The sequence below is a fragment of the Streptomyces sp. NBC_00597 genome, from assembly GCF_041431095.1.
In the GTDB taxonomy this organism is placed as follows: domain Bacteria; phylum Actinomycetota; class Actinomycetes; order Streptomycetales; family Streptomycetaceae; genus Streptomyces.
Map to the genome: position 1 here is coordinate 1722355 of NZ_CP107757.1, position 25229 is coordinate 1747583.

Below are 25229 nucleotides of genomic sequence, written 5' to 3' on the forward strand. Positions count from 1 at the left end.
TGGTGGTGGGGCGGTTCGCTGGCGGCCGCACGCCGCGCCGGGCTCCGCGCGCGGCCCCGGCGGCCAAGGTAATCCGGCCTGGCCCCGGCCGGTGCAGGCTCGGGCCGCCGCTGGCCGATTCATGGCGCCGGGTCCGGTCCTGCGGCTCGGGCCGGCCCCGCGGCGTCCGGCTCCCCGGGCTGATCGAGCCCGGGGTGGCCTGGTCCGGCCTGGTCCGCAGGGCGGTACCTGGCGGGCGGGTTCGCCCGCGGACGTCGGCGGCGGTGGCGTCCGGGTCCGGGCGACCGCGCCCCTCGGTGGACGGGGCGCGGGCGGCGGGCCGCCGGGGTGCCGGCGTTCGGCGCGCCGGGAATCGTAGACCGGTTGCGGGAGGAACGCCCGCCGTCGACGGATACCCCGTCACCTGTCCGTCACTTCGGGGTCAGCCCGGTCCGGAGGAAGGGCCTCGTCGCCCGGCCTGCGGGGGGCCAGTCGGTCCACGACCTCGGCCAGGTCCTCGCACACCCGCTCGATCTCCTCGCGGATGTTGATCTGCTCGGTCACCAGTGCGGACAGGATCAGTGCGATCAGGGCCGCCGAGCCGTTGAGCGCCTGGACGTTGACCATGATCTCGAAGAGGGTGTGGCCGGCGAACGGTCCGGCGCCCTTGGTCGCCGCCCAGATCACCACGACGGACAGGACCAGGACGCAGGGCGCGCTGCCGGCCAGCTGGAAGCGCACGGCGGACCAGATCAGCAGCGGGAAGACGAGGAAGAGCAGCGACAGGGGGCTCTGGGTGGCCGCGAGGGCGACGACCCCGATGACGGCGGTGAGCGCCACCGCCTCGGCGACCTGATAGGCGTCGTGCGGCATCCGGACCGTGCGCAGGACGAGCAGGAGCGGGGTCACCACGAGCACCCCCATGGCGTCTCCGGCCCACCACGCCGACCACACCGGCCAGAAATCGCTCGGTGCCAGGTCTCCGGTGGCGACCAGCACCCCGGTGCCGATGGAGGCGCTGAGCAGCATCGGCAGCAGCCCGCCCAGGAAGACCAGGGCCAGGCCGTCGCGCAGCCGGTCGATCTGGGTGCGGAAGCCCACACGGCGCAGCAGCAGGTACGCGCACAGCGGTGCGAGGGTGTTCCCCAGGACGATGCCGGCGTCGGCGATCTGGAAGCTGCTGAGGTGCTCGATGGAGAGGTACGTTCCGAGGGCGATGCCGGGCCAGATCCGCGGGCCGCACCACAGCAGGGCGGCGACCGCGATGCCCGTGGGCAGCCACAGGGCCGTGACCACCGCGCCCTCGACCACCACGCGCAGCAGGAGGCCGATCCGGGCTGCGGCGTAGTAGGCGGCGGCGACGGCGAGGATCCCGAGAAGGGTTCCGGTCGGACGTCGCCATTCCTCGGTGCGCACCACAGCATCAGACAACAACCGCCGCCTCGGGGCGGGCCGTGACACGCGCTACCAGGTGCGGGGTCCTGCCGCGTCATGGCTGAGGACGAGCACCGCCGCGTCGTCCGCGTGGCCGGTGGAATCGGCCACCTTCATGATTTCCCCGGCGATCTCGTCGGGGTCGGCGCCGGCCGCCTCCCGGACCACCCGGGCCACGCGGGCCAGTCCGTCGTCGATCGGGAACGACGGTCCTTCGACCACGCCGTCGGTGAGCAGGACGATGGAGCCCGCCTGGTCCAGCCGGCGCCGGGTCACCGCGTACCCCGCGCCCGGCTCGACTCCGAGCGGCGGGCCGCCCTCGTCGTCGGTGATGCCGTAGCTGCCGTCGACCGTGGCCCAGACGGAGGGCACGTGGCCCGCCCGGGCGGATTCGAGCTCCCAGGTTTCGGGGTCGAAGCGCAGGAGGGTGCAGGTCGCGAAGAGTTCGCGGTCCATCGACAGCAGTACGTCGTTGGCCCGGCTCAGCACCTCGCCCGGGTCGAAGACGACGGCGGACACCGCGCGCAGGCCGACGCGTACCTGCCCCATGAAGGCGGCGGCCTCGACGTCATGCCCCTGGACGTCGCCGATGGAGAAGGCGAGCTCGCCTTCGGGCAGCCGGAAGCCGTCGTACCAGTCGCCGCCGATGTCCAGGCCGTGCCGGGCGGGTGCGTAGCGGGCCGCGCTGCGCAGGCCGGGCAGGGCGGGCAGGGAGGCCGGCAGCATCTCGCGCTGGAGGGCTTCGGCGAGCTCCACCCGCGCCTGCTGGAGTTCCGCTCCCGCGCGCGCCCGGTCCGTGAGCCGCCCCAGTTTGGTCAGCAGGTCGGCGGCGCTCACGACCTTCGGGGGACGGCGCGAGGTCACGGACCGCTCCCGGGTGCATCCATGTGTCCCTGCTCTCGGCTCTCGCTGCGCGCGGTGCGCCAAAGACCCGAGCACATCATATTTCCGGCCTCCGGGGGTCGCGACAGATACGGTCGGCGCAGCCGGGGACCGGCCCCGCCCGACGGGGGGCGGGCGACCACAGGGCGTGAGCTATGTTTGAAGACGAGTGACATGAGAGGGAGGCCCATCGGTGTCATCGGGGCAGCAGGCACGCGCACAGGCGGCTGCGATCACGCCGAGTGGGCAGACGCCGCCGGTACACGAGCGCGCTCCCGGAGACCGGGTCCGCGCGCTGTTCGACGGCCACCGGCTGTCACCCGGGCAGCGGCGGATCGCCCAGTACCTGATCGACCACCTCACCGAGGCCGCGTTCCTCTCGATCACCGAGCTCGCGGAGCGGGTGGGCGTCAGCCAGCCTTCGGTGACGCGTTTCGCCACCGCCCTCGGGTTCAGCGGCTACCCGGCCCTGCGCGACGCGCTCCAGCCGATGGCACTGAGCGCCGTCGCGGGTCCGGAGAGCCGCGAGCAGTTCCGCCACAACGAGCTCCAGGCGGCCGTGGACGCCGAGATCCTGAACCTGGAGAACGTCCGGCGGCTGCTCGCCGACACCGACCAGCTGCTCGACATCGGCCGTGAGCTGGCCCGCTCGGTGCCGCTGACGGTCCTCGGCCTGCGGATCTCGGTCTCGCTCGCGGAGTACTTCGCCTACGCGGCACGGCGCATCCATCCGGACGTCCGGCTGGTGACACGTGGAGGCAGCGTGGCTTATGACGCCCTGCTCCAGTCCCGGGAGGCCGGCGGGACCTGGGCGCTGGCGTTCGCCATGCCCCGGCACGCCAAGGAGACCCTGGCGGCGCTCCGGGCCGCCCGCAGCGCCGGGCTGAAGATCGTGCTGATCACCGACACCACCCTGGGTCCCCTCGTGGACGAGGCGGACGTGGTGCTGACCGCCGGGACCGGGGCCCGGCTGGTCTTCGACTCGTACGCGGCGCCGGGGATGCTGTCCGCGGCACTGCTCCAGGCGATGGCCGACGCGGATCCCGAGCGGACCCAGGCGCGGCTCGAAGGGTACGAGCAGGTCGCGGACCAGCACGGATTCTTCCTGTAAGGCCGACTTTCAACCGGTATGAGGCAGTCCACTTTCACGCCACTCCCACGTATGTAATTTTTCATTCTCTTGTTTACTCGACGGTATATATGTTTACTGAGCAGCGCGCCGGATCCACCAGACGCCAAGGAGAGCGACCCCACGCCCTCCCAGAACGAACATCCCGCGCGGGACGCTCCTCCTCACGCCCCGCCTCGCTGCCCGTTCCCGGCACTGGGATCCACCAGAGCGCTTGTGGCGGCCTCGGTCAACCCCTGGGCCGAGGCCGCCCACCAACGTCTCGATCAGAGTTCGACACCATTCGGAAGCGACGAGAATGCGCCAGATGGCCTCCACCACGCTCAGCCCGGACTGGCCCTGTCAGGTCAAGGCCCCCGGTACCCATGACTGGGAACGCACGGCCATGCGCTGGCTGCGGGATCTGCTCCCGGCCCGCTACGGCAGCTACTCGACGCTGACCCGCAGCCCCGTCCTCCTCACCCGGCACGCCCAGCTCCAGCTCCAGCACGAGATGCGGGCGGTCCGGGTCGCACTGGAGACCAGCCGGGCGGAACTGCCCTCGATGGGCGTGGCCGAGTCCGTCATCGAGAACTCGATCCGCATGTACGCCGTCGAGCTCCAGCAGCTGGGCCGGCTCTCCCGCGCCGTGCGCCTCGTCGGCGACGCGCTGCGCGTGTCACCCAGTTGACGCGTCACACCCAGTTGACCTGCGCACGGCCCAGCAGGGGGTCGTCCACCAACTCCCACAGCGGGACCGCGTAATTCCCGAATCCGTAGCGGCCCCCGTAGTGCAGGCCGAGGACGCGGTGGTCGACCAGGTCCAGGACCGGGGAGCCGCTGTTGCCGCCCAGGGTGGAGCAGTCGTGCTTCACCGTGAGCTCGCCGGGAACCAGCCCCGTCGTCGTACCGGGCTGGAGGCGCTTCACGTTGTAGACGTCCATGAAGATGCGGCGCATGGCCTCCGGTTCGTTGCGCCGGCCGTCCTCCGCCGGGTAGCCGATCACGTACACCGGCCGGCCGGGCACGTCCGCGGGCGGATCGGCCGCCACTGCCAGCGGCGTCGCCGGCGCCCGGCCGTCCCCGGCGGCGTCGATGCGCAACAGGGCCATGTCGAGGTCGGGGTGGATCCCCACCACCTCCGTGATCGTGAACTCCAGCGAGGCGTCGCCGGGCACGGCGGACAGCTCCTCGGCCAGGTCCAGCCGTGCGGCCATGCCCGGCCGGAACGACCAGCCGGCACCGTCGCCCTGGGCGAACTCGACGGCCACGTGGCGGTTCGTCATCACGACGTCGTGGCCCACGAGGAACGCGGTGCCCAGCCAGTCCAGGCTGGGGTGCCCGGTGACCTCCACGCGGCCCACCCGGGCGATCGACTCCCGGATGCCGGCGCGCTGGCCGTCGAGGACCGCCCAGTCGCCCTGCTGCGAAGGGAAGTCGCGGCCCTGGATCAGCAGGGCGGGCCGGCCTTCGAGGAGGACGATCGCCTCGACGCCGAAGTACTCGTCGTCGTTGACCTCGTCCGCCCGCCCGGCGGCGAGCTTCTCCAGTCCACTGACGCCCGCGGTCAGCACCCTGGCCCGCTCCTGCCGGGCGAACTCGCCGATCTGCCCGGCCGGGGCCCGGTCCGCTGGAAGGTCCTGCGAGGACTCGGGGATCTCCGCTTCCAGTCCCCGGCGTACCCGTTCGGCGACCTCGCGCAGGTCTCCGAAGACCTGCGCGGGCCCGGTCGCCACCGGTGATCCTCCGCTGCCACGCGTGCTCATGCTCATGCCACCTCCGCACCGTTGCGCTGCGCCAGCGCCGACTGCGCCGCCGCGATCTCGGCGTGGACCTCGGGGCTGTGCTCCTGCAGGTGTCGCATGACGCTGCTGATCTGGGTGCCCACGTTGACGAACGCGGTGGTCTTGCCCTGGAAGTTGACGTCCTCGACCCGGCGCGTCCCGCGGTGCAGCGCGACGACCTGCCAGTCGTCGGTGAAGACGGGCGAACCCGAGGAGCCGCCCCGGGTGTCGGTGAAGTAGCGGACGTCGTTCTCGGTCGCCTCGTACACGAGGTTGTTGCGCAGCGCGACCCGCTTGGGCTGTCCGCCGGGGTGCTGGATGATGTTGACCGCCACCGGCTGCTCCACGGTGACCGTCAACGGACCGGTCGCCACCCGCAGGGCGGGCCGCGGCGGCCGGCCGCTGAGCCGCAGGATCGCGTAGTCGAGCTCCTCGTCCCAGGCGACCAGTCCGCTGGCGGCCACCTCCTCGGTCTCCGTGTCGTCGGCTCCGTAGTCGAAGCGCGAGCGGGAGTTCTGCGCCTGGAGCTGGAGGTCCGCGGGGTCCACGACGCCGCGGTCGGTGGCGGTGCGGGTACGGGCGTTGACCACGTGGTGGTTGGTGACGAGCAGGTCCGGGGCGATGAGCCAGCCCGTCCCCGAGTGCGGGAAGCCGTTCGGCTGGAGCGGTGCGCCGGCCTGGTACGGCAGGACCTTGATCCGGGCGACCGAGGTACCTGCCACCTCACCCGCGCGCAGGAACTCGAAGGGCACCGTGTCGTCGAAGTGGACGATCTCCTCCTTGGTCTCCCCTGCGGTCAGCCCGGCCGGCACGTCCGGCTCTCCGGCGGCGTCGCGGGCGACCGCGTCCAGGGCCTTCTGAAAGACGGCGAGCGGCCCCGCCTCGGCGCTCTGGGCGACGGCGTTGCGCAGCCAGATCTCCAGCGGGACCGAACCGTCGATGAGCCGCTCCACCCGGTTCATCTCGTTGAGGTCCGAGCGCACCTGCATGCCGGGGGCCGCCATCAGCGGCAGTGTGCCCTGGTACTTGAGCATGATCCCGTCGAGCAGCAGCCGCCGTGCGGAGGGGTCGGCCAGCCCGGCCTCCTGCGTGGCCTCGACCAGCCGGCCGATGTCCTCGATGGGGAGATAGGCGTCGCTCATCCGGATTCAGGCCACGCGTGGGCCGTTCCTTTCGGGGGTGCGGACCGGTGCCGGCGGTGCCGGTCCGGGGGTCGCCGCGCCCATGGCCGCGGCGACGCCGGAAACGAGCTCGCCGCTGCGGTCGCGCAGCACGAGGAGCCGGCGGGCGAGCCCATCGAGGGTGCCCCGGCTGCGCGCCTCGCGCAGGATGCCGGCCATCCCGGTGTACGGGGCGCCGCTGGGCGCCCCGCCCTTCCGCGGCGGCTCCGACGACGGCGGGGAAGAGGAGGGGGAAGGGGAAGGGGAAGGGGAAGGCGGCGGGGACGGCGGTACGGGGCCGACGGCGTTCTGGAGGATCTTCGCCAGGGCGAACCGCAGCTCGGGCTGGACCGCCAGCACGCGCCCGATCGTCTGCGCGAGCGCGTCCAGGGCCCCGTCGTCGGTGTCCGGCAGGCCCACCACCTCCAGGGTGTGGCCGAGCGCGGCCGGATCCAGCCGGGACACCTCGGCCGCGACGGCCCGGACCAGGACCGGCTGTTCGGCCAGCGCCTCGTCGGGCAGCTGCCGCAGCCTCCGGGCCAGGCGCCGGTCGATCTCGGAGCCGCCCTCGGGCGCGGAGGCCAGCCGGGACCGCGCCAGCATGGCGCCCATCGCGTCGAAGTCGCGGCCCAGACCGGTCGCGATGTCCTCCGCTTCGGCGAGGTCGCGTTCGGCGTCGCGTACGTCGCCGTCCTCCTCCGCGAGGTGCGCAGCGAGCAACAGCAGGTCCAGCTGCGCATCCGCGTCGCCCGCCTCCTCAGCGCGGTCGACCGCCTCCTGGGCCGTGTCCCGCGCCTCCTCGCGCCGTCCGCTGCGGGCCAGGGTGGTGACGAGCAGCGCGTGCAGCGGGCTGCCCGGGGTCCAGGGGCGCCGCTCGGCGAGCCGGGCCGCCGCCTGGTCGGTGTAGCCCTGCGCCAGCAGGTCCTCGACCTCGCGTGCGGCGATCCGCTCCCAGTCCTCCTGGTCGGCGTCGAGCATCACCTGGTCCGGGATGTGCCCGCCGAGGCGGCCGGTCAGGAACGCGGCCGACCGGGACGCCATGTCCTGGTCCGCGCGGTCCAGGTAGCGCTCGACGCCGGGCTCCCAGCGCCGTTCCACCGAGCGCGGGCTCTCGTTCAGGCGCAGCCGGTGGTAGATCTCCTCCGCGCGGGCCTCCGCGCCGTTGCGCGCCGCGTAGTGCTCCACCGCGCGCTGCGCGACCGCGCGCATCAGGTCGGCGCGCGCCGTGTCCGACAGGCGCAGCATGATGGCCCGCAGGTCGGAGCGGTGGCGCAGGGCACCGGGGCCGGCGGGCTCCATCAGGTCGAGCCGGGCCAGCTGGCCGAAGAGCTGGTCGGCGCGCTCCCGGGAGTCCACGCGCAGTCCGCAGGCCACGGCGAGGACCTCCCCGATCAACTCGGGGGTGATGGTCCGCAGGGCCAGGCCCGCCTGGGCGAGGGCGCGTACCTGCTGGTCGGCGATGTGCTTGAGGATGCGGTCGTACAGGATGCCCTGGACGAGCATCTGGTCGACCGTGCGGTAGAGGTACCGGCGCCGTGCGGGCAGGCTCTCGACGAGCTCGCTCAGCGAACCGGCCTCCCGGCGGGCGAGCACGGCCGCGTGCGCGGCGAGCTTCAGGCTGAGCGGGTGCCCGCCGACCCGCTCGGCCAGGGCGCGGGCCACGCCCTCGTCCTCGACCCCGCAGGACATCAGGAGGTCCACGGCGGCGTCCGGTTCGAGGTCGCCGAGCGCGATCGTCCGCAGTTCCGCGGCCCGCGCCGGATGGTTCACGCTGGCCCGACCGGCGACGATGAACCGCAGCCGCGGATACACCTCCTGGAGGGCGGTCCACATGGCCCACATCCGGCCGAGCACGGGGTTCGCACGGTACTGGGCCTCCTCGAAGGAGTCGATCACGATCACCAGCGGCAGGCCGTCCCCGCCGGGGCCCGTGCCCGTGGCCGCCATCGCCTGGACGAGGCATGCGGCTACCCGCCGTACGAGGTCCGTCTCGCGGGCGCGCGCCAGGGCGTGGAACTGCTCCGCGGCTCCGCGCCCGGCACCCGAGCGGGTGGTGGAGAGCTGGTACAGCTCGTCAATGGTGTTCTGCTCCTCCCGCTGGGTGCGGGCGGTCTCCTCGCACTCGCCGGCCAGCGCGTCGAACGCGGCGCGGTGCCCGGGGTACTGGATGCCGAGCTGCCGGGCGATCTCGGCGACCAGGGTGACGGGCTCGTGGACGGACAGCGTGGGCCGCTCGAAGTCGATGTAGGCGAAGGGGAAGCCGGCGGGGGCCTCGACGAGGAACTTGGCGAGCAGGGTGCTCTTCCCCATGCCGCCCAGGCCGTGGATCAGCAGCGGGGGCTCCTTGACGGAGCCCGCGCCGCCCGCGGCGGTCGGGGAGGCGGCGGGCAGGCCGACGTACGCGCGCAGCTGGTCCAGCTCGCCGGCGCGCCCGCAGAACCGGTCCCGGACCAGGCGTTCGAGGGGTTGGCGCAGCCGGGCGCGCTCCAGCAGCCGCTGGACGTGCTCGGGGTCCGGAATGCCGACGGCGTGCGGGATCTGCGCGAGCCACAGCACCGCCTGGAGGATGTCGCTGAGCTCGTCGACGTCCTGTTCCTCCAGTACCGGCGGCATGCCGCAGAGGTAGGCGAGCGCGAACCGTTCCGTCCCGGGGCCCTCGGGGACCTCGCCGAGGTTGGCCTCCAGGCCCGGACGCGCGGCCTCGGGGCCGGTCAGGCCGCGCAGGGTCGCCTCGCGGACCTCGGGCTTGAGGACCCAGCTGGTGCGGGGCGCCTGGGCGAGGGTCGAACAGTCGTGGACGAGTTCCAGGGCCGCCCTCCCGCTGCTCGCGCCCTCTTCCGGGAGCCGCAGCCGCGTGGGATCGAATCCGGTGAGCAGGCAGGCGGCCTCCCGGTACCTGCTGCGGCTGTCCGCAACGGCCGGCGCGGGCCCACGCGCGGCGGTGAGCAGTTCCCCGCGCAGGCGGTCGGCGAAGTCCTCGCCGGACCGCAGCGAGCGGTACACCTGCACGGTCCGTTCGGCCGCGGTGCAGACCTTCCGCATGTAGCTCTCGTCGCCCGGGCCCCGTGCCGCGTCGAGGATCGTCGATACGGCCGTTTCGGCCAGTGCTTCGATCCCGGCCGGGTCGGGCTGCGCGTCCTTGGGCTGCGGCGCGTCCGCGAAGAACGTCCGGAAGAAGGTGCGCAGATCGTCGGGGCCGGCGAGCCGCGCGGTGTCGCGGCATTCGTTCTTGCGGATGTCGTACGGCAGCTGGCGCATCGTCGGGGAGTAGCCGAGCAGCACCAGTCGGGGCACGGTCTCCTCCTGCACCGGGGTGTACTCGTAGATGGCCAGGGCCAGCTGGCCGATGCAGTCCCAGACGTCGGAGTTGGCGTCGAGCGCGTCGCAGTCGTCGAGGACGAGCCAGAACTGCTCCTCCGCTGCCGTGGCGCGGCTGACGATCCGGTGCACGGCGTTGTCGACCTCCGACAGTGGATCGTTCAACTGTGTCGTGTTCAACGGTGTGGTGCCGGCGTCCGGGTCCCCGACGAACTCGGCCAGCCGGCGCACCACCTGGGCGGCGGTCGAGGTGCGCGACAGCGTCACCCGCACCGGCCGGAACCCGTAGTGCTGGCCGAGGTACCGGATCAGGTTGTACGTGTACGAGCGCCCGCTGTCGGCCTCGCCGTCGACCACCAGCACGGTCTTCTCCGGGTCGGCGAGGAATTCCCTCAGGCGCACGCGCAGCTCTGCGCGGTCGATGAAGACCTCGGTGCCGTTCTTGAGGACTCCGGCGAGAAAATGGTCCTGGTCGGAGGAGTGCACCGTCTCGTCCTCAAGCAGCCTGGCCCGGAACCTGACGGCTTCCGCACCGGCCGGCAGGCTACCCAGCCGGTCGAGGCCGACCAGGACGTCGAGCAGGCGGAGCTGCGCCGTGATGTCCTTGCGCGAGGCGTGCACCAGGGTGCCGGCGTTCTCACCGCTCTTGTTGGTCAGCGCGAGGGCGCCGACGAACTCCGGCGGGAAGCCGTTCTGGGCGAGCCTGTCCTGCGGGTCCGGGGTGTCGAGCAAGTAGTCACGCACCCAGGTGGTGACGAGGCCCCATTCCGTATCGGTGAGCGGCATACCGCACCTACCCGGCCGCCCGTGGAGGGCGACAGACGGATGGACTGATTGCTATATGTCATCGTTTCACTCGGTCTGTTCGGTGGCAAGGCGGCCGAACAGCAGCCGCACGGGGTTGCGGACGGCTGCCGTCCCGAGGTACCCGCGGATTCCGTGGTGGTTCCTGCTGCCGTTGTGGACCAGGTGGTCGAAGACGAGGCGGGCCGGGGCGTACTCGGGCCGCAGGGTGTGGTCGAGGGCGACGAGGTCGCGGGGGTCGGAGGCGTTGTGCCAGGCGGCGACCCCGGTCGGGACCGCGGGCGGCGCGGCGAGGACGTTCTGGATCTCGGTGACGGCGAGCGGCGATCCGACGGTGACGAACAGGTCGGCCGCGCGCTCCTGCTCCCGCAGCACCTCGTACGCGATGACGCTGCCGAGGTTGTGGCCGATCACGACGAGCGGCCCGGGGTCCGGCTCGTCGTCGCGGGCGGCGTCGAAGGCGGCGTCGAAGGCGCTGCGGACCACGTCCCGCATGGCCGGTCCCGCCCCGCCGAAGAAGTACGCGTAGACGTCCTTGAAGGTGTGTTCCACCAGCAGCCGGAACAGCGGCGTACGGGCGATGCGCTGCCGCGGAACGGCCTCCGGCGACATCTCGCCCTCGGCCCCGCCCTCGGCCAGCGCGTCGGCGAGGTACGCCATGTCCCGCAGCCAGTTGCCGAGCGCCGCTTCGGCCGGGCCGTCCGCCTGCGCGACGCCCTCGGCGGGGTCCGCGGCGGCCTCTCCGCGCGCCTCTGCGAACACCCGTACCGCGAACTCCTCGGACGACTCGTCCGCCGCCGCACCGGGAGCCGGCGACTCCTCGAAGGCCACCACCTCGCCCGCCTCGCCCGCCTCGCCGTCTAGCGGGTCGGGGCCGGCGTCGGGCAGCGGCGCCGGGTAGCGCAGCGGCGCCCAGTAGGCCATGTGCGAGGCCCCGCCCAGGCCGACCCCGAAGAGGGCGGTGTCCCACCGGGACTTGAGCAGGCTCTCGCGGACCTTGTTGCCGTTTCCGTGGACGTAGACGACCCGGGCTCCCATGGCACCTCCCGCGCCGCAGCACGGTTGCCGGTCACCGCCAGTATTGGCCGCCCCCGACGGAGCCCGCCAGTCGGTCGGGGGCGTTGCTCCGCCCGCCACGCCCGATCGGGCGTCGCTGCGCGCCGTGCGGTTCGGCGGGCTCTCCACCGCGGAACGCATCCCCGAGGCACCGCCCGGTGCGGTGCCCCCGTACCCGAGGAGGACCCCATGTCCGCAGGCCTGTCCATCCACGTCGGACTCAACAACGTCGACCCACACAAGTACGACGGCTGGGACGGTCAGCTCGTGGCGTGCGAGAACGACGCCCGTGACATGGCCGAACTGGCCCGCGGCGTCGGGTTCGACGACACCGTGATCCTGACCGGGGACGCCACGGTCGACACCATCACGGGCGAACTCCGCAAGGCGGCGAAGCAGCTCAAGGCCGGTGACATCCTGCTCCTCACCTACTCGGGCCACGGCGGCCAGATGCCCGACACCGACGGCGACGAACCGGACGAGCTCGACGAGACCCTCGTCTTCTTCGACCGTCAGTTCCTCGACGACGAGCTCCACCGGGAGCTGCGGCGCTTCCAGCCGGACGTCCGGATCGTCACCGTGCTCGACTGCTGCCACAGCGGCACCTCCACCGAGATGCCCGGTACTCCCGCCCCGGGCGGGGCGGCGCGGGTCATGCCGGTGCTCAAGCAGCAGCAGATCTTCGAGCGGGACAAGGCGTTCTTCCAAGAGCTCCAGCGCGAGCTCAGGAGTACCGACGGCAACGGTGGGGAACCGGACGTCCTGCTCATCTCCGCCTGCCAGGACGACCAGGTCGCCATGGACGGCCGGGTCAACGGCAAGTTCACCGAGACCCTGCTGCGGGTCTGGAACGGCGGGGCGTTCAGCGGCGGCTACGAGGCCTTCCACCACGACATCAGGAAGCGGATGCCGGCCACCCAGGTCCCGAACTTCTTCACGACGGGCCGGCCCGACCCCGTGTTCCTCGGCCAGAAGCCCTTCACGATCTGAACCTTCGGGCCGGCCGCCACGCATAGGCTCTCCGGTATGAGAATCCTGGCAGTGGGTGCCGGAGCCACGGGCGGCTGGTTCGGCGCGCGCCTCGCCCGGGCCGGGCAGGACGTCACCTTCCTGGTGCGCCCCGGGCGGGCCGCCGTGCTGCGCGAGCGCGGGCTGCGGGTGACGGGCCTCGGCGAAGACCTCATCCTCACCCCGCGGCTGGTGACCGCCGATGCACTGTCACACCCGTACGACCTCGTGCTGCTCTCGGTGAAGTCCACTGCGCTCGGCCGCGCGACGAAGGACCTGGCCCCGGCGGTCGGCTCGCGGACCGCGATCGTGCCGCTGCTCAACGGCATGGCCCATCTCGATCACCTCGTGGGCCACTTCGGTGCCGGGCCGGTCCTCGGCGGCGTCGCCAAAGTGGTCACCACCTTGAACGAGCACGGCGACGTCGTGCGCTTGGCCCCGCCGTCCACCCTGGTCACGGGTGAGGTCGACGGCAGGGCCTCCGACCGGGTGGACGCCGTACGCGCCCTGCTGACCGGGGCCGGCATCGACAGCCCCGAGACGCCGGACGTCGTCGCCTCGATGTGGCACAAGTGGGTCTTCATCACCACCCTGGCGGCCGTGACCTGTCTGGCGCGCGGCTCCGTCGGCGAGGCAGTCGCCGTGCCCGGCGGCGCGGAACTCGGGCGGGCCGTCCTCGCGGAGGCGGCGGCCGTCTCGGCCGCCGCCGGCCGCCCCGTGCCGGACGCCGAACTCGATTTCACCGCACGGACGGTGACCGCACCCGGCTCCCCGCTCACCCCGTCGCTCTACCGGGACCTGGTGGCCGGCCGGCCGACGGAGGTCGAGCACCTCTTCGGAGACCTGATCGCCCGTGCCCGCGCGCTCGCCGTGCCCACTCCGCTGCTGGACCTCGCCACCCTGCAGCTGCGGGTGCAGCAGAGGCGTGCGGAACGCGATCAGAACGGCGGGTGACCTTCGGCGCGGTCCGTCGTTGAACACGGCGGTCAAGCGAAGTGCACCAGCGAAGTCCCGGGACTCCCCGCGAGTCCCGGGACTTCGTGTATCTGCTCGGGGTCGGTCGCGTCCGCCGCCGAGGTCCCCGAAGCTGCTGTCGGTGCGCAGAGGGTCCGGCGGACGGCGCTGCGGAGCCAGTGGTGGGCTCCGTCGGCCGTGTGCCGGGGGTGCCAGGCCATGCCGATGGTCAGCGGTGGCAGCGCCAGGGGGATGTCGAGGAGGTGCAGTCCGAGGGCGACGGCGTCGTGAGTGAGGGACGAGGGGGCGGCGCCGGGGAGTGCGGCGGGTACGAGGCAGACGATGTCGCTACGGGCGGCGAGGGTCATCGCGGCCAGGTGGCTGGGAAGGACGATGCCGACCCGTCGGTGGAGGTTCCGCTCGGCCAGGGCGGTGTCGAGGGGGCCGGTGAACCGGCCGCGGCGGCTCACCGCGACGTGGGGGGCTGCAGCGAGCCGGGCAGGGGTCAGCGGCCCTTCGGTGAGCGGATGGCCGGGCCGGACGGCCGCCACCATGCGCAGGCTGACCAGTTCTTCGATCCGCGTTTCGGGGTCCACGTGATCGATGGATCCGATCTCCAGGTCGATCCGCCCGTCGCGCAGGGCGGGCCCCGCCTCCAGTTCTTCGGCGAGGATCCGGAAGGAGACCCCCGGCGCCTCCCGCTGGGCCTCTTGCAACAGTCCGGGGGCCAGCACCGCGCCGACCAGGTCGGCGGCTTGGAGGGTGAAGGTGCTGCTGAGGCTGGCGGGGTCGACGCTCGCGCCAGGACTGAGCAGCGCACCGAGGCTGCGCACCACTGCGGCGGCTTCCTCGCGCAGGGCCTGGGCGCGCGGGGTGGGAACCATGCTCTGCCCGGCCCGGACCAGGAGGGGGTCCTGGAGGATGCGGCGCAGACGGGCGAGGGTGCGGCTCATGGCAGCGGGCGAAGTGTGTAGACGTGCGGCGGCGCGGGTCACGCTGTGCTCGGCCAGCAGAGCATCCAGCGCGATGGCGAGATTGGCGTCGATGACCCGATCCGGGCTGCTCACCAGCATTATTCCATTTCAGTCAATGATTGCGTGCTGAAGTTCCCATTGTGGCATCACGGAGATCCTCAGCAGGATGACGGACGTACCGAAACCGCACGGCCAATGAGGTTTTCATGATCGTCATCACTGCCCCCACCGGGAACATCGGGCGTCACCTGCTCTCCGGGCTCCTGGAGTCCGCCCCCGCCGCGGGCGAGGAACTGCGCGTGATCGTGCGCGATCCCGCCCGGCTTCCGGACGCGGCGCGCGGACGCGTCGAGGTGGTCACCGGCTCCCACGCAGAAGCCGAGGTCCTCGACCGGGCGTTCGAGGGCGCGGACGCCGTCTTCTGGCTCGTCCCCCCGAACGCCTCCGTGACCCCGCAGGACGGCTTCAGCGGTTTCACCCGCCCCGCCGTCGAGGCGCTCGCCGCCCACGGCGTCGGCCACGTCGTCGGCGTCTCCGCGCTCGGTCGCGGCACCCCGCTCGCCGACCGGGCCGGCCTCGTCACCGCCTCCCTCGCCATGGACGACCTGATCGCCGGGTCCGGTGTCGCCTACCGGGCCCTGGCGAACCCGTCCTTCTTCGAGAACCTCCTGGAGGAGGCCGACTCGATCCGCGAGAACGGCGTGTTCACCGACTCGGTCGATGCCGACCGCAAGGCCCCCTTGGTCGCCGTCGCCGACATCGCGGCCGCCGCCGCCCGCCTGCTGCTGGACCGCTCGTGGACCGGGACCGGAAGCGTCCCCGTCCTCGGACCGCAGGACCTGTCCCCCAACGACCTGGCCCGCATCATGACCGAACAGCTCGGCCGTCCCGTCCGCTTCGAACGCCAGCCGCTCGACGAGCTGTACACCACCCTCGTCGGCTACGGCCTCAACGAGACGTTCGTCCAGGGCATCGTCGACATGAAGCGGGCCAAGGACGAGGGTCTCGACGCCGGCATCACCCGCACCCCGGACACCTCCTCCCCCACCACCTTCGCGCAATGGTGCGCCCAGACCCTCAAGCCCGCCGTCCTCGCCTGAAGACCAGCACCGACGCCGTAACGCACGGAGCCCGGCGAACCGACCACCTGCCACGTTGGAGGCACCCCGATGCCAGCTGAACACACCGAACCGCCGGTCACGGCGTTCATGCTCGTCAAGACCACACCCGAGTGGCTCGCCCTGACCGTCCAGGAACGCGTGCACGCCTTCACCACCCAGGTCCTGCCGGCCATCGAGGCCAAGACCACCGGCGTCCGGTCACGCTTCTACGACACGGAGTTCTACTCCGTGCGCGTCACCGACGTCTGGGTGTGGGAAGCCGAAGACCACCACGCCTACCAGCTCCTCATCGACGCACTGCGCGAGACCCCGTTCTGGGACCGCTATTTCGAGGTCGTCGACCTCCTCGTCGGCACCGAGAACGGCTACGCCCGAACCTACGGCCTCGAACCAGTCGCCACGATCAGCGCGTGACACCGGGTCCCGTTGCGGCTTGCTCCCGGCTTGCTCCCGGACGGGCGCCGAACGGGCGCCGCGGGGGTCGTCGGTGCGGAACTCGCTGGTCAGGGGGGACGGCGGGTGGCAGACTGGGTCGGCTTCAGGTCAACCCAGGAGGACACATGGCAGAAGAGTCGGACACCCCGCAGGGCGAATCGCCGGCCGAGGAGGCCAAGCGCAAGTTCCGGGAGGCCCTTGAGCGCAACGCCCGCAGCGCCCACGCACAGCAGGCTCACCAGAGCCGGGCGAAGATCCAGGGCGCCAGCGGTGGCGCGGGCGGCAAGAACAAGAAGACCCGCCGCAAGACGGGCTGACCGCCGCCACGGTCTCCACGGCGATGCCCTGAAGAGGTCGGACAGGGGGCCGCCTCCCGCTCGACGAGCGGGAGGCGGCCCCCTTCGCGTGTCCCCGGGTCGCCGGCGGTGCACTGGGCCACTCGGGTGACACGCAATAACCAAGCGCGCCGTTGGCAGTTGATCAGCTCGTCCCGCCGGGGGCAGCCATCCCATTGCAACAGTGCGACAGAAGGAACCACCTCATGCTGAAGAAGTTCATGGCCACCACTGCGGTCACCGCCTCCGTGCTGGGCTTCGGCGCCGCGGTAGCCGCCCCGGCGATGGCGATCGGCAACGACAACGGCATCAACACGATCAACGGCAACGATGCGGCGCAGATCTACGGCAACCAGGAGACCGAGGGTGCGATGAGCCCCCAGCTCAGCCTGGTCCAGGGCTCGCTCAACAAGCTCTGCGTCGGCCTGCCGGCGAAGGTCAACGCCCAGTCGCTGCTGGCGGTCATCGCCAACGTCGGCGTCCAGGACATCAACGTCCTGCACAACCCGATGAACCAGCAGTGCACCGAGAACTCCACCCAGGCCAAGGGCGACGACTCGGCCTCGCACATCCTCAGCAACATCCCGGTCCTCTCCGGCAACCTCTCCGCCGGCAGCTGACCGCTCCTGGACGACCGGCAGGGCCCGTACGCGCGATGGCGCGTACGGGCCCTGCCCGTTTGTCCGGACGCAATGAATGCTGGTCTAGACCTTGACAGGTCCAGACCAGTTCGATTCAGTGGCGGTACTCGCCCCCCACGGCAACTCCCCCCACTGAAGGAGCAATTACGTGATGCGTGCGCTTCGCCGCCGTGCACTCGCCCTGGCCGCAGCCGCAGCCGCCACCTTCGGCCTCGCGGTCGCCCTCCCCGCCTCCCCCGCGTCCGCGGCCGCGGCCTGCGTCACCCCGTGGGCCTCGTCCGCCGTCTACACCAACGGCATGAGTGCCTCGTACAGCGGGCACAACTGGCAGGCCAAGTGGTGGACCCAGGGCGAGACGCCCGGCACCACCGGGCAGTGGGGCGTCTGGTCCGACCTCGGCGCCTGCGGCGGTGGTGGCGGCCAGGACCCCGACCCCGGCACGCCGTCCGGATTCGTGGTGTCCGAGGCCCAGTTCAACCGGATGTTCCCGAACCGGAACTCCTTCTACACGTACAACGGGCTGGTCTCGGCCCTCTCGGCCTACCCCGCCTTCGCCAACACCGGCGACGACACCGTCAAGCGGCGGGAGGCGGCCGCATTCCTGGCGAACGTCTCGCACGAAACGGGCGGGCTCGTCTACATCGTCGAGCAGAACACCGCCAACTACCCCCACTACTGCGACGCGAGCCAGCCGTACGGCTGCCCCGCCGGGCAGGCCGCCTACTACGGGCGCGGTCCGATCCAGCTGAGCTGGAACTTCAACTACAAGGCGGCCGGCGACGCCCTCGGCATCAACCTGCTCGCCAACCCGTACCTCGTCGAGCAGGATCCGGCCGTCGCCATGAAGACCGCCCTGTGGTACTGGAACACCCAGAACGGCCCCGGCACGATGACCGCCCACGCCGCCATGGTCAACGGAGCGGGCTTCGGCGAGACGATCCGCTCCATCAACGGGTCCCTGGAGTGCAACGGCGGCAACCCCGCCCAGGTCCAGAGTCGGGTGAACGCCTACCAGAGCTTCACGCAGATCCTGGGCGTGACGCCGGGCAACAACCTCAGCTGCTGACCGGCCGGGCCACCGCCCGGCGCTCCCTCAAAGGGTGCGCAGGGTGGTGGCCAGCTGCGCCCGGGAGCGTACGCGGAGCTTCTGGTAGATCCGGGTCAGCCGGGCCTCGACGGTCTTGACGCTGACGAAGAGCTTCGCGGCGGCCTCCTGGTTGCTGGCGCCCTCGGCGACGAGAAGGGCCAGGCGGGTCTCCGCCTCGGTCAGGGCCGCCAGGACCACGGCCGCGCCGCCCGCGGCGGCGGGGAGCGGCTCCCGGTTCTCCTCGGCGAGTTCGGCCCAGGGCTTCGCGCCGGCCGCGGCGAACACTTCGGCCGCGGCGCGCAGCGCGGCGCGGGCGGGTGCGCGCCGGCGCCGGCGCCGCTCCACCCGGGCCAGGGCGAGCAGCGTACGACCGTGTTCCACTGGCAGCTGGAGCGCGGCGAAACGATCCGCCGTGGCCGCCAGCAGGTCGACGGCCGCGTCGGCTTCGCCGTGCGCGGACAGGCACAGGCCGCGGGCCCGGTCGAGCGCGGGGAGCACCGCGGTGCGTCCGAGCCGGAGGGCGACCGTACGGACGCCGACGAGCAGTTCGGCGGCCTCGTCGGGCGCGTCGGCGGCCACCAGCGCCTCGGCCAGTTCGCCGTGCCAGCGCAGGATCGACGGGTCGACGACCTGCTGGGCCTCCTCCAGTTCGGCCACCCGGCGCAGGGTGGCCACGGCGCCCGCGGCCTCCCCCGTCGCGAGCTCGGTCAGGCCGAGCGCGTACAGGCTGCGCGAGAGGAACACCTGGTCGTGTTCCTCCTCGGAGGCCTGGATGCCGCGCCGGGCGTATGCGGCGGCGCGCGCGAAGCTGCCGCCCGTGGCCTCGGCCATCGCGGCGGCGTACCAGGCGGGGCCGGGCGAGAGGCCCGCCTCTATGGTCAGTTCGAGGGCGCGGCGGGCGTGCGCGGACGCGATCGCGCAACGTCCGCGCCGCAGTTCGACCTCGGTGAGGCTGCGCAGGACCTCGAAGACGTCTTCCGCGGACCCCGTGCGCCGGACGGCCGGGAGCAGGAGGAGCAACTGGTGGCGGGCGTCGGCGAGGCGGTCGTCGAACAGGGCGTGCCGTACGGCGAGGTACTGCGGCGCGTTGCGCATGCCCAGCGGCACCTCGGGGGCGGGCAGGGCCAGGGCCTCGGCCAGGATGTCCTCGGCGTCGGGGTCCCCCAGGATGCGGCCCATCCGGGCACGTACGGTCAGCGCCATGGCCTCGGCGACCTGGTCGCCGCCACGGGCGGCGAGCCGTCCGGCCTCGGCGGCGGCGTCGCGGGAGCGGACGGGGTCGCCGTCGCTCAGGTTGTGCTTCCAGGCGATCCGCAGTTGCACGGCCGCTTGGAGGGCGGGGTCCGCGGCTGCGTCGTCCATGGCGTGCGCGAAGGTCTCGTCCAGGGCTGCGAGGGCCTGTCCGGCGGCGTCCATCACGGCGAGGCGGGCCCGTACCCGGTCGGCGGGCGAGGCGTCGCGCGCCAGTACGGCGCGGGTGGCACGGCGCGCGAGGTCGGCGCGTCCGGCCCATCCCGCGTCCTCGGCGGCGGTGACGAGGCGGGCCAGTTCGTCCCCGGGCCGGTTGCTCGGCGTGCGTTCGGCCGCGAGCAGGCCGAGTTCGGCGGCCAGGGCGCGCTGGCCGCGCCTGCGGCAGGCCGCGGCGGCCTCGGTGATCTCGGCGGCGAGCCACTCGTCGGGGGTGTCCACGGCCAGGGCACGGTGGCGTACGGCCTGCACGGGGTCGTCGACGGCGGCGGCCAGCGCGGCGTGCCCGGCGGCGCGTTCCGGCCAGCCGGCGTCGGCGGCCAGGGCCATGGGCAGGGCGCCGGCGGTGAACACGACGGCGCCGTCCTCCCCGACGGTGACGAGCGCGGCCCGTTCCGCCTCGGCGAGTTCGGCCTCGGCGTCGGGGCGGCCGGCCCGGCGCAGCAGGGCGGTCGTCGGGCGGGCCGCGAGGGCGGCGAGGAGCAGGGTGCGGCGGGCCGGGGCCGGGGCTTCGGCGAGGAGCCGGCGGGCGACTTCGCGGGCCTGGCCGGACAGGGGCAGCGGGTCCGCGTGGTGGGCGCTGGCGTCGCGGGCCTCGGCGGCTTCGGCGAGGGAGTGGCCGAGGGCGAGGGCGAGGCGGGGGTTTCCGCCGCTGGCCTGGTGGATGCGGCCGGCGAGGCGGGCGGGGAGGCCGTGGCGGGCGAGGAGTTCGGCTATCTCGTCGGCGCCGAGCGCGGGGACGCGGATGGCGGGGGTGCCGGGGCCGCACAGGAGCCCGCCGACGGGGGCGCCGCCCTGGACGCATTCGGCCACGAGGACCCGCACGCGGGGCGGGGTCAGGCGCAGGGCGAAGCGGAGCAGATCGGTGCTTTCCGCATCCAGCCACTGGGCGTTGTCGAGGACGAGCAGGACGGGGGCGTCGGCGGCGAGGGTGCGGAGCACCTCGACGACGGCGAGGCGCAGTGCGACGTGGTCGCGGCCGGCGCGGGGCGCGTCGGTCTCGCGGCGCAGCAGGGCGATGGCGGTGCGCTGGGGTCCGGAGAGCCGCTCCAGCGCGGCGCAGGGGACGGAGGCGAGGAGTGCGGCGGCGGAGGCTTCCGGAATCCATTGGTCCGTGGCTTCGGGGGCGAGGCGGAGCACGGTCTCGTGGCGGGTCGCGGCGGCGACCGCGACCGCGCCGAGCGCCTCGGTCTTGCCCGCGCCGGCGGGTCCGGTGAGCAGCGCCCGCCCGTGCGTGCTCAGCGCGCGGTCGACCGCCTTGATCAGTTCACCGTGCCCGACGGTCGTGTCAGCGTTCCCCGTCGCCGCCACCACGCACAGCCACCAGCCTCTCGGTCCCCACTCTGTGCCTCTCCTGTGAGAGGCGACAATACGAGGTCGGATGCCGGGTGGACACGGATTGTGACGCAGAATTCAGTCAGCTGTCAGGAAACGGCTGCGGACCTGCCGGTACGAGGTGTACCAACAGGTCCGCGGGGCTCAATGGTCCGTACTATCGGGCCTTCAGAAGCCGAGGCTCCAGGCGTCGATGTAGCCGGTGTCGCCGCCGGCGTTGTCGTTGACGCGGAGCTTCCAGGTGCCGTTGGCGACCTCGGAGGAGGCGTTCACGGTGTACTGCTGGTTGATGTTGTCGGTGCCGCCGCCGGCGCGGTTGTGCAGCGTGTAGACGCTGCCGTCGGGGGCCACCAGGTCGACCTTCAGGTCACCGATGTAGGTGTGCTTGATGTCGACGTTGACCTTGAGCGCGGCCGGGGCGTTGCCCGCGACTCCGCTGACCGTGATCGGGCTCTCGACGGTCGTGTTGTCGAGGATGTTCACGTTCGTGGTGTTCTCGAAGCCCGGGACGGGCGCCGAGGTCACGGCGGTGATGGTCGCGGCCGCGTCGGCGATGCCGGAGCCGCAGCCACCGGTGCAGGTGCCGGGGAGCGGGCGGGCGTTGGCCTTGATGGCTGCCTCGACCTGCGCCGGGGTCAGCGAGGGCTTGGCGGCGACGACGAGGGCGGCGAGACCCGCGATGTGCGGGGCGGCCATGCTGGTGCCCTGGTAGGGCTTGTAGATCTCCGAGCCCGGGGTCGTGGCGCCGCTGTTCAGCGTGGACAGGATGCCGTTCTCGGGGGTGGTGACGGTGCCGGGCGTGTCGGTGGCGCGGCGGGTCTCACCGCCCGGCGCGGCGACGTCGACCTTGGCGCCGTAGTTGGAGTAGAACGAGCGGTCACCGGTGCGGTTGGTGGCGGCCACGGAGACCACGTTGTTGCAGCTGGCGGGCGAGAAGCCGGCAGCGTCCGCGTTGCTGTTGCCGGCGGCGACCACGACCGTGGTGCCGCGGGCGACGGCCGCGTTGATCGCGTTCTGGTAGCTGGCGGTGCAGGCGCCGGAGCCGCCGAGGCTCATGTTGATGACCTTGGCGGGGGTGGCGTTCGCCGGGATGCCCGAGACGGTGCCGCCGGAGGCCCAGGTGATGGCGTCGACGATGTCGGACGTGGTGCCACCGCACTTGCCCAGCACGCGAACGGGCTGGATCTTCGCGTTGTACGCGATGCCCGCGACGCCCTTGGCGTTGTTGGTGGCGGCGGCGATGGTGCCCGCGACGTGGGTGCCGTGCCAGGAGGAGCCGCTGGCCGTGGAGCCGGTGCCGCACTCGCCGGCCGCGCTCCAGTCGCCCTCGTCGGCCGGGTTGTTGTCACGGCCGTTGCCGTCACGGGCGGCGGTCGAGTCGGAGATGAAGTCGTAGCCGGCGACGATGTTCGGGGCCACGTCGGAGTGGGCCACGTAGCCGGTGTCGATCACCGCGACGGTGACGCCGGAACCGGTGGTCTTGTCCCAGGCCGCCGGAACGTTCATGCCGCCGGTGGGCTCGAAGAGGTCCCACTGCTTGGTGTACTCGGTGTCGTTCGGGGCGGCCATCGCGTAGGCGCGGGCGTCCGCCTCGACGTACGCGACGTCCGGGTCGGCACGGAACTGGGCCATCACGTTCGCCGCGTCGGCCGGGGCGGTCGCACCACCCAGGTTGACGAGAGCGGCACCGGTGCCCAGGCGACGGTCGAACTTCGCCTTCTTGCCGGCCTTCTTGCCCTTGGCGGCGGCGTCGTCCGCGGCCGCCTTGTTGGAACTGGCCTCGGTGGCGGTGGACTTGTAGCCGACGATCAGGTTCTGCACCGGCGCGGCGGCGGGGGCCGCGGGCGCACCGGCGGCCGGGAGGGTCGCGGCGGACGGGGCCGGCGCGGGCTCCGCGCCGGCCAGGGCCACGGAAGCCGTGGCGGAGCCGGCGAGCAGGGTGACGGACATCGCCGCCACGGATATGAGCCTGCGTCTCGTTGCGTGCACGGTGTTCCCTTTCGCGGGCCGTTTCCGGGCAAGCCGGAGCGGGCGGATGGAGCTGTGTGGGAGGTGAACCGGCGACTACGGGGCCGGGGACGGGTTGGTCACGCCCGTCCCGGCCACCGCTGCTCGCCGCGTCGTCCCGGCCGCTTCGGCGGGGCCGGGGCAACGGCGGTGCGGGCGATCCACCCGACCGCACGGCTTCACACCATGTGGGGTTGGTGCGGGGTCCGTTCGGAGCGGGAGAGATCGCCGGTGGGCAGACAGTAGGCAACGCGGGGATGAACCCGATACGGGGAAAACCCTTGTCCGCACCCCTGCCGCCCCCCTACGCCTCCCCCGGACCCTACCCCCCGCCCCCACCTGCACCGCCCCCAGGGGTGCCCTGTCGCGAGCACCCGCACACCCCGCCTTTCGCACCTCCCGCCAAACCCCCAGAACCCGGGCATCCGGCCACCCCGACAGCACGGCACGGCACGGCCCGTCCCGGGCTACGGGTCGGGCCGTGCAGGAGAGCACTTGCTCAACGTGTGGAGCTTCGAAGCATCAACGGGACGTGCACACGGCCCCGACCGACTGGCCGGGCAGGTAGGCAGCGCGCTCCTCCGGCGTGAGGTCCCGGTGGACGGACCGGCAGATCTTTCGGATCGCCTCCGCGGGCTGGGGAAGGACGTCCCACAACCGCACCGTGTCGTCGGCGCTGCCGGCGCGCTCGATCTCCGCCAACAGATCCTGCCGCGGGCGGGCGACGACCGGCAGCCACCGGTCGCTACCGGGCAGTTCACCCGCGGCCAGCGCGGGCAGAACACCCGCTTCCACCAGGGACGACTTGCCCGAACCGGACGGCCCCAGCAGCAGGGTCAGCCTCTGTTGCCGGGCCAGGTTCGCCAGCACCTGCCGAACGGCGTCCTTCCGGCCCACGAACCAGCGGGCCTCCTCCGCGGTGAACGGCTCCAGTCCCCGGTAGGGGCACACCTCCTGCTCGGCCAGGTCGGGCCATAGCTCCCGCAGTACCCCCACCGGGGTGACGTAGGCGTTGTCCATGCGGATCAGCCCACGCTCTCGTCCGGGCCCGCGCGGCCGCCGCCGGACGCCTTCCGCGCCACGATCACCTTCAGGTGGCAGGCGGCGCCGCTCCTGGTGATCACGGCCCCTGCCTCGACCGCGAGGTCGACGCCGAACTCGATGACGACCTCGTCGGGGCACGCCCTGGGCAATGGGTCGAGGGTGGCTCGCGCCGCCTCCGTGACCGGGCCAGGGCTTCTTACAGGCCCCACGGCAGCTCGCGAATGGCGGCGCCGACGCGGCCGGCCTTCACCGGACCGTCGATGCCGGCCGGGGCCTCGATCAGGAGAGCGCCCCCGGCGTCGAGCGGGATCCGAGCCAGAGGTGCCACAACTCCTCCTCCGTGCACGCCGTCCGCCCGAGACCGCACACCGACGGGAGCGGGGGCGTCGGAGTGGCGGCAGATGCGATCGACGCTCGCGTGCAGGACCGCTGCCGGGTCCTGACCATCGTCATCACCCCTCGCATGCGCCGCACCCCGGGCTACGCCGTCCGGGCGCCGGACCCCGCTAGGGGCGGGGCTCGGGGGCGCCGTGGTGGGTGCGGAAGTAGGTCCAGCTCGTCTCGTTCGGTCCGGTCCACTTCTCCGGGGCGTGGGCGTACTCGGGGTGGCGGGCCGCGACGTACGTACGGGTGCGTTCCGGGACTTCGGCGTGGGAGCCCAGCTTGCGGCCCCGGCAGTGGAAGGTGAGCCCGCCCGGGCGCTGCCCCTGCTCCATCCACGGGAGCCACGGCGACATCCGCATCCAGGACATGGTGCACGGGACGCTGGGCTCGTCGGTGGTGAGCACCGTGCCCGGCGCGAAGAACTGGAAGAGCTCCAGGGCCCTGTACGTGTCGTCGGCGGAGTTCAGCGGGTACTGGGCGACCGGCAGCGGCGAGGGGTAGGCGAGCGGGACCTCCAGGCTGAAGCAGACCTGGTCGCCGAGTTCGGTCACGGGTACCGGGAACGGCCGCAGTCGCAGGTTGGCCGGATCGTTCCAGACGTGGACCACCGGCTTGCCCTCCCAGGTGTCCAGGATCTCCCGGGTCCGCGGGTCCAGGTAGAACGCGGCCTCCCTGTTGAGCAGCTGGAAGCCGCCGCCTTCCTCGTCCCCGACGAGGCGGGCGACGTTGAGGCCTTCGAATCCGAAGAGGTGCCGGTAGGGCTCGTCGGGTGCCCAGGAGTAGATGTCCCCGGTCCACCAGAAGGTCACCTCGGCGCCGTCGAGCGAGGCGCGGGTGCGGGCGAACGCGTGCAGGAGCTCAGCGGGTGTCATGCCGGGTACTGTGCGCGGTCCCGCGCCGGCCCGGCAAGCC

Annotated in this window: 22 protein-coding genes; 9 read left to right on the forward strand and 13 right to left on the reverse strand. The window is 72.6% G+C overall.

What is annotated here, in order from left to right; all coding sequences use genetic code 11:
* Positions 1–399: 399 nt before the first annotated feature.
* Both OG974_RS07385 and OG974_RS07390 read right to left on the reverse strand, forming a co-directional pair.
* Positions 400–1398 (reverse strand): MASE1 domain-containing protein, encoded by a 999-nt coding sequence (locus OG974_RS07385; protein WP_328765121.1) that lies wholly within the window; start codon positions 1396–1398, stop codon positions 400–402.
* 45 nt (positions 1399–1443) lie between these two features.
* Positions 1444–2277, reverse strand: a complete 834-nt coding sequence (locus tag OG974_RS07390; protein ID WP_328761706.1) for a PP2C family protein-serine/threonine phosphatase — start codon at positions 2275–2277, stop codon at positions 1444–1446.
* Between the two features lie 211 nt (positions 2278–2488).
* On the opposite strand from OG974_RS07390, the gene OG974_RS07395 reads away from it, so the two are divergent.
* Positions 2489–3406, forward strand: a complete 918-nt coding sequence (locus OG974_RS07395; RefSeq protein ID WP_327281844.1) for a MurR/RpiR family transcriptional regulator — start codon at positions 2489–2491, stop codon at positions 3404–3406.
* Between the two features lie 325 nt (positions 3407–3731).
* A complete protein-coding gene (locus tag OG974_RS07400) occupies positions 3732–4094 on the forward strand; it encodes a hypothetical protein (protein WP_327281845.1) in 363 nt (120 codons plus the stop codon).
* A 4-nt stretch (positions 4095–4098) separates the two neighbouring features.
* Here the strand turns inward: OG974_RS07400 and OG974_RS07405 are convergent, their stop codons facing one another.
* From OG974_RS07405 to OG974_RS07420, 4 genes are all read right to left on the reverse strand, one after another.
* Positions 4099–5175, reverse strand: coding sequence for a serine protease (locus OG974_RS07405; protein WP_328761707.1), 1077 nt, complete (start codon positions 5173–5175; stop codon positions 4099–4101).
* Complete coding sequence (locus OG974_RS07410; protein ID WP_327281847.1) at positions 5172–6329, reverse strand: trypsin-like peptidase domain-containing protein; 1158 nt, start codon at positions 6327–6329, stop codon at positions 5172–5174. Before OG974_RS07410 ends, OG974_RS07405 begins: the two co-directional genes overlap by 4 nt.
* Before the next feature lie 6 nt (positions 6330–6335).
* Entirely contained in the window at positions 6336–10451 is a 4116-nt protein-coding gene (locus OG974_RS07415; RefSeq protein ID WP_371645877.1) for an AAA family ATPase, read from the reverse strand.
* A gap of 66 nt (positions 10452–10517) precedes the next feature.
* The gene (locus tag OG974_RS07420) at positions 10518–11507 is read right to left on the reverse strand and encodes a hypothetical protein (protein WP_371645879.1); all 990 of its coding nucleotides are present in this window, start codon (positions 11505–11507) and stop codon (positions 10518–10520) included.
* Between the two features lie 207 nt (positions 11508–11714).
* Here OG974_RS07420 and OG974_RS07425 point away from each other — a divergent pair, with 207 nt between their 5' ends.
* Positions 11715–12515 (forward strand): caspase family protein, encoded by an 801-nt coding sequence (locus OG974_RS07425; protein WP_327281851.1) that lies wholly within the window; start codon positions 11715–11717, stop codon positions 12513–12515.
* A 36-nt stretch (positions 12516–12551) separates the two neighbouring features.
* Entirely contained in the window at positions 12552–13487 is a 936-nt protein-coding gene (locus OG974_RS07430; protein WP_371645881.1) for a ketopantoate reductase family protein, read from the forward strand.
* A gap of 32 nt (positions 13488–13519) precedes the next feature.
* On the opposite strand, the gene OG974_RS07435 is transcribed toward OG974_RS07430, so the two are convergent.
* Positions 13520–14560 carry a LysR family transcriptional regulator gene (locus OG974_RS07435; RefSeq protein WP_328761712.1) on the reverse strand — a complete coding sequence of 347 codons (1041 nt, stop codon included), beginning with the start codon at positions 14558–14560 and terminating at the stop codon, positions 13520–13522.
* Between the two features lie 107 nt (positions 14561–14667).
* On the opposite strand from OG974_RS07435, the gene OG974_RS07440 reads away from it, so the two are divergent.
* From OG974_RS07440 to OG974_RS07460, 5 genes are all read left to right on the forward strand, one after another.
* Positions 14668–15561 carry an NAD(P)H-binding protein gene (locus OG974_RS07440; RefSeq protein ID WP_327281855.1) on the forward strand — a complete coding sequence of 298 codons (894 nt, stop codon included), beginning with the start codon at positions 14668–14670 and terminating at the stop codon, positions 15559–15561.
* A 69-nt stretch (positions 15562–15630) separates the two neighbouring features.
* Positions 15631–15996, forward strand: a complete 366-nt coding sequence (locus tag OG974_RS07445) for a darcynin family protein (protein ID WP_328761714.1) — start codon at positions 15631–15633, stop codon at positions 15994–15996.
* Positions 15997–16142: 146 nt separating this feature from the next.
* On the forward strand, positions 16143–16334 hold the full coding sequence (locus tag OG974_RS07450; RefSeq protein ID WP_327281858.1) for a DUF5302 domain-containing protein: 192 nt from the start codon (positions 16143–16145) through the stop codon (positions 16332–16334).
* A gap of 224 nt (positions 16335–16558) precedes the next feature.
* On the forward strand, positions 16559–16972 hold the full coding sequence (locus OG974_RS07455; RefSeq protein ID WP_327281859.1) for a rodlin: 414 nt from the start codon (positions 16559–16561) through the stop codon (positions 16970–16972).
* A 172-nt stretch (positions 16973–17144) separates the two neighbouring features.
* Positions 17145–18059, forward strand: a complete 915-nt coding sequence (locus OG974_RS07460; RefSeq protein ID WP_328765122.1) for a glycoside hydrolase family 19 protein — start codon at positions 17145–17147, stop codon at positions 18057–18059.
* A gap of 27 nt (positions 18060–18086) precedes the next feature.
* On the opposite strand, the gene OG974_RS07465 is transcribed toward OG974_RS07460, so the two are convergent.
* The 6 genes from OG974_RS07465 to OG974_RS07490 form a co-directional block, all read right to left on the reverse strand.
* The gene (locus OG974_RS07465; RefSeq protein ID WP_328761716.1) at positions 18087–20861 is read right to left on the reverse strand and encodes a LuxR family transcriptional regulator; all 2775 of its coding nucleotides are present in this window, start codon (positions 20859–20861) and stop codon (positions 18087–18089) included.
* Between the two features lie 189 nt (positions 20862–21050).
* Complete coding sequence (locus OG974_RS07470) at positions 21051–22832, reverse strand: S8 family serine peptidase (protein WP_327285991.1); 1782 nt, start codon at positions 22830–22832, stop codon at positions 21051–21053.
* Between the two features lie 579 nt (positions 22833–23411).
* Positions 23412–23909, reverse strand: a complete 498-nt coding sequence (locus OG974_RS07475; protein WP_329312716.1) for a hypothetical protein — start codon at positions 23907–23909, stop codon at positions 23412–23414.
* A gap of 5 nt (positions 23910–23914) precedes the next feature.
* On the reverse strand, positions 23915–24082 hold the full coding sequence (locus OG974_RS07480) for a CU044_2847 family protein (RefSeq protein WP_327281862.1): 168 nt from the start codon (positions 24080–24082) through the stop codon (positions 23915–23917).
* 47 nt (positions 24083–24129) lie between these two features.
* Positions 24130–24261 (reverse strand): hypothetical protein, encoded by a 132-nt coding sequence (locus tag OG974_RS07485; protein WP_327281863.1) that lies wholly within the window; start codon positions 24259–24261, stop codon positions 24130–24132.
* A gap of 178 nt (positions 24262–24439) precedes the next feature.
* A complete protein-coding gene (locus OG974_RS07490) occupies positions 24440–25189 on the reverse strand; it encodes a DUF1838 family protein (RefSeq protein WP_327281864.1) in 750 nt (249 codons plus the stop codon).
* Positions 25190–25229 lie beyond the last annotated feature (40 nt).

Bases quoted from the DNA above. Each gene is read 5' to 3' on its own strand.
- OG974_RS07400 (WP_327281845.1), top strand. From the start codon at position 3,732: ATGGCCTCCACCACGCTCAGCCCGGACTGGCCCTGTCAGGTCAAGGCC.
- OG974_RS07405 (WP_328761707.1), bottom strand. From the start codon at position 5,175: ATGAGCATGAGCACGCGTGGCAGCGGAGGATCACCGGTGGCGACCGGG.
- OG974_RS07410 (WP_327281847.1), bottom strand. From the start codon at position 6,329: ATGAGCGACGCCTATCTCCCCATCGAGGACATCGGCCGGCTGGTCGAG.
- OG974_RS07415 (WP_371645877.1), bottom strand. From the start codon at position 10,451: ATGCCGCTCACCGATACGGAATGGGGCCTCGTCACCACCTGGGTGCGT.
- OG974_RS07420 (WP_371645879.1), bottom strand. From the start codon at position 11,507: ATGGGAGCCCGGGTCGTCTACGTCCACGGAAACGGCAACAAGGTCCGC.
- OG974_RS07425 (WP_327281851.1), top strand. From the start codon at position 11,715: ATGTCCGCAGGCCTGTCCATCCACGTCGGACTCAACAACGTCGACCCA.
- OG974_RS07430 (WP_371645881.1), top strand. From the start codon at position 12,552: ATGAGAATCCTGGCAGTGGGTGCCGGAGCCACGGGCGGCTGGTTCGGC.
- OG974_RS07435 (WP_328761712.1), bottom strand. From the start codon at position 14,560: ATGCTGGTGAGCAGCCCGGATCGGGTCATCGACGCCAATCTCGCCATC.
- OG974_RS07440 (WP_327281855.1), top strand. From the start codon at position 14,668: ATGATCGTCATCACTGCCCCCACCGGGAACATCGGGCGTCACCTGCTC.
- OG974_RS07445 (WP_328761714.1), top strand. From the start codon at position 15,631: ATGCCAGCTGAACACACCGAACCGCCGGTCACGGCGTTCATGCTCGTC.
- OG974_RS07450 (WP_327281858.1), top strand. From the start codon at position 16,143: ATGGCAGAAGAGTCGGACACCCCGCAGGGCGAATCGCCGGCCGAGGAG.
- OG974_RS07455 (WP_327281859.1), top strand. From the start codon at position 16,559: ATGCTGAAGAAGTTCATGGCCACCACTGCGGTCACCGCCTCCGTGCTG.
- OG974_RS07460 (WP_328765122.1), top strand. From the start codon at position 17,145: ATGCGTGCGCTTCGCCGCCGTGCACTCGCCCTGGCCGCAGCCGCAGCC.
- OG974_RS07470 (WP_327285991.1), bottom strand. From the start codon at position 22,832: ATGTCCGTCACCCTGCTCGCCGGCTCCGCCACGGCTTCCGTGGCCCTG.
- OG974_RS07475 (WP_329312716.1), bottom strand. From the start codon at position 23,909: ATGGACAACGCCTACGTCACCCCGGTGGGGGTACTGCGGGAGCTATGG.
- OG974_RS07490 (WP_327281864.1), bottom strand. From the start codon at position 25,189: ATGACACCCGCTGAGCTCCTGCACGCGTTCGCCCGCACCCGCGCCTCG.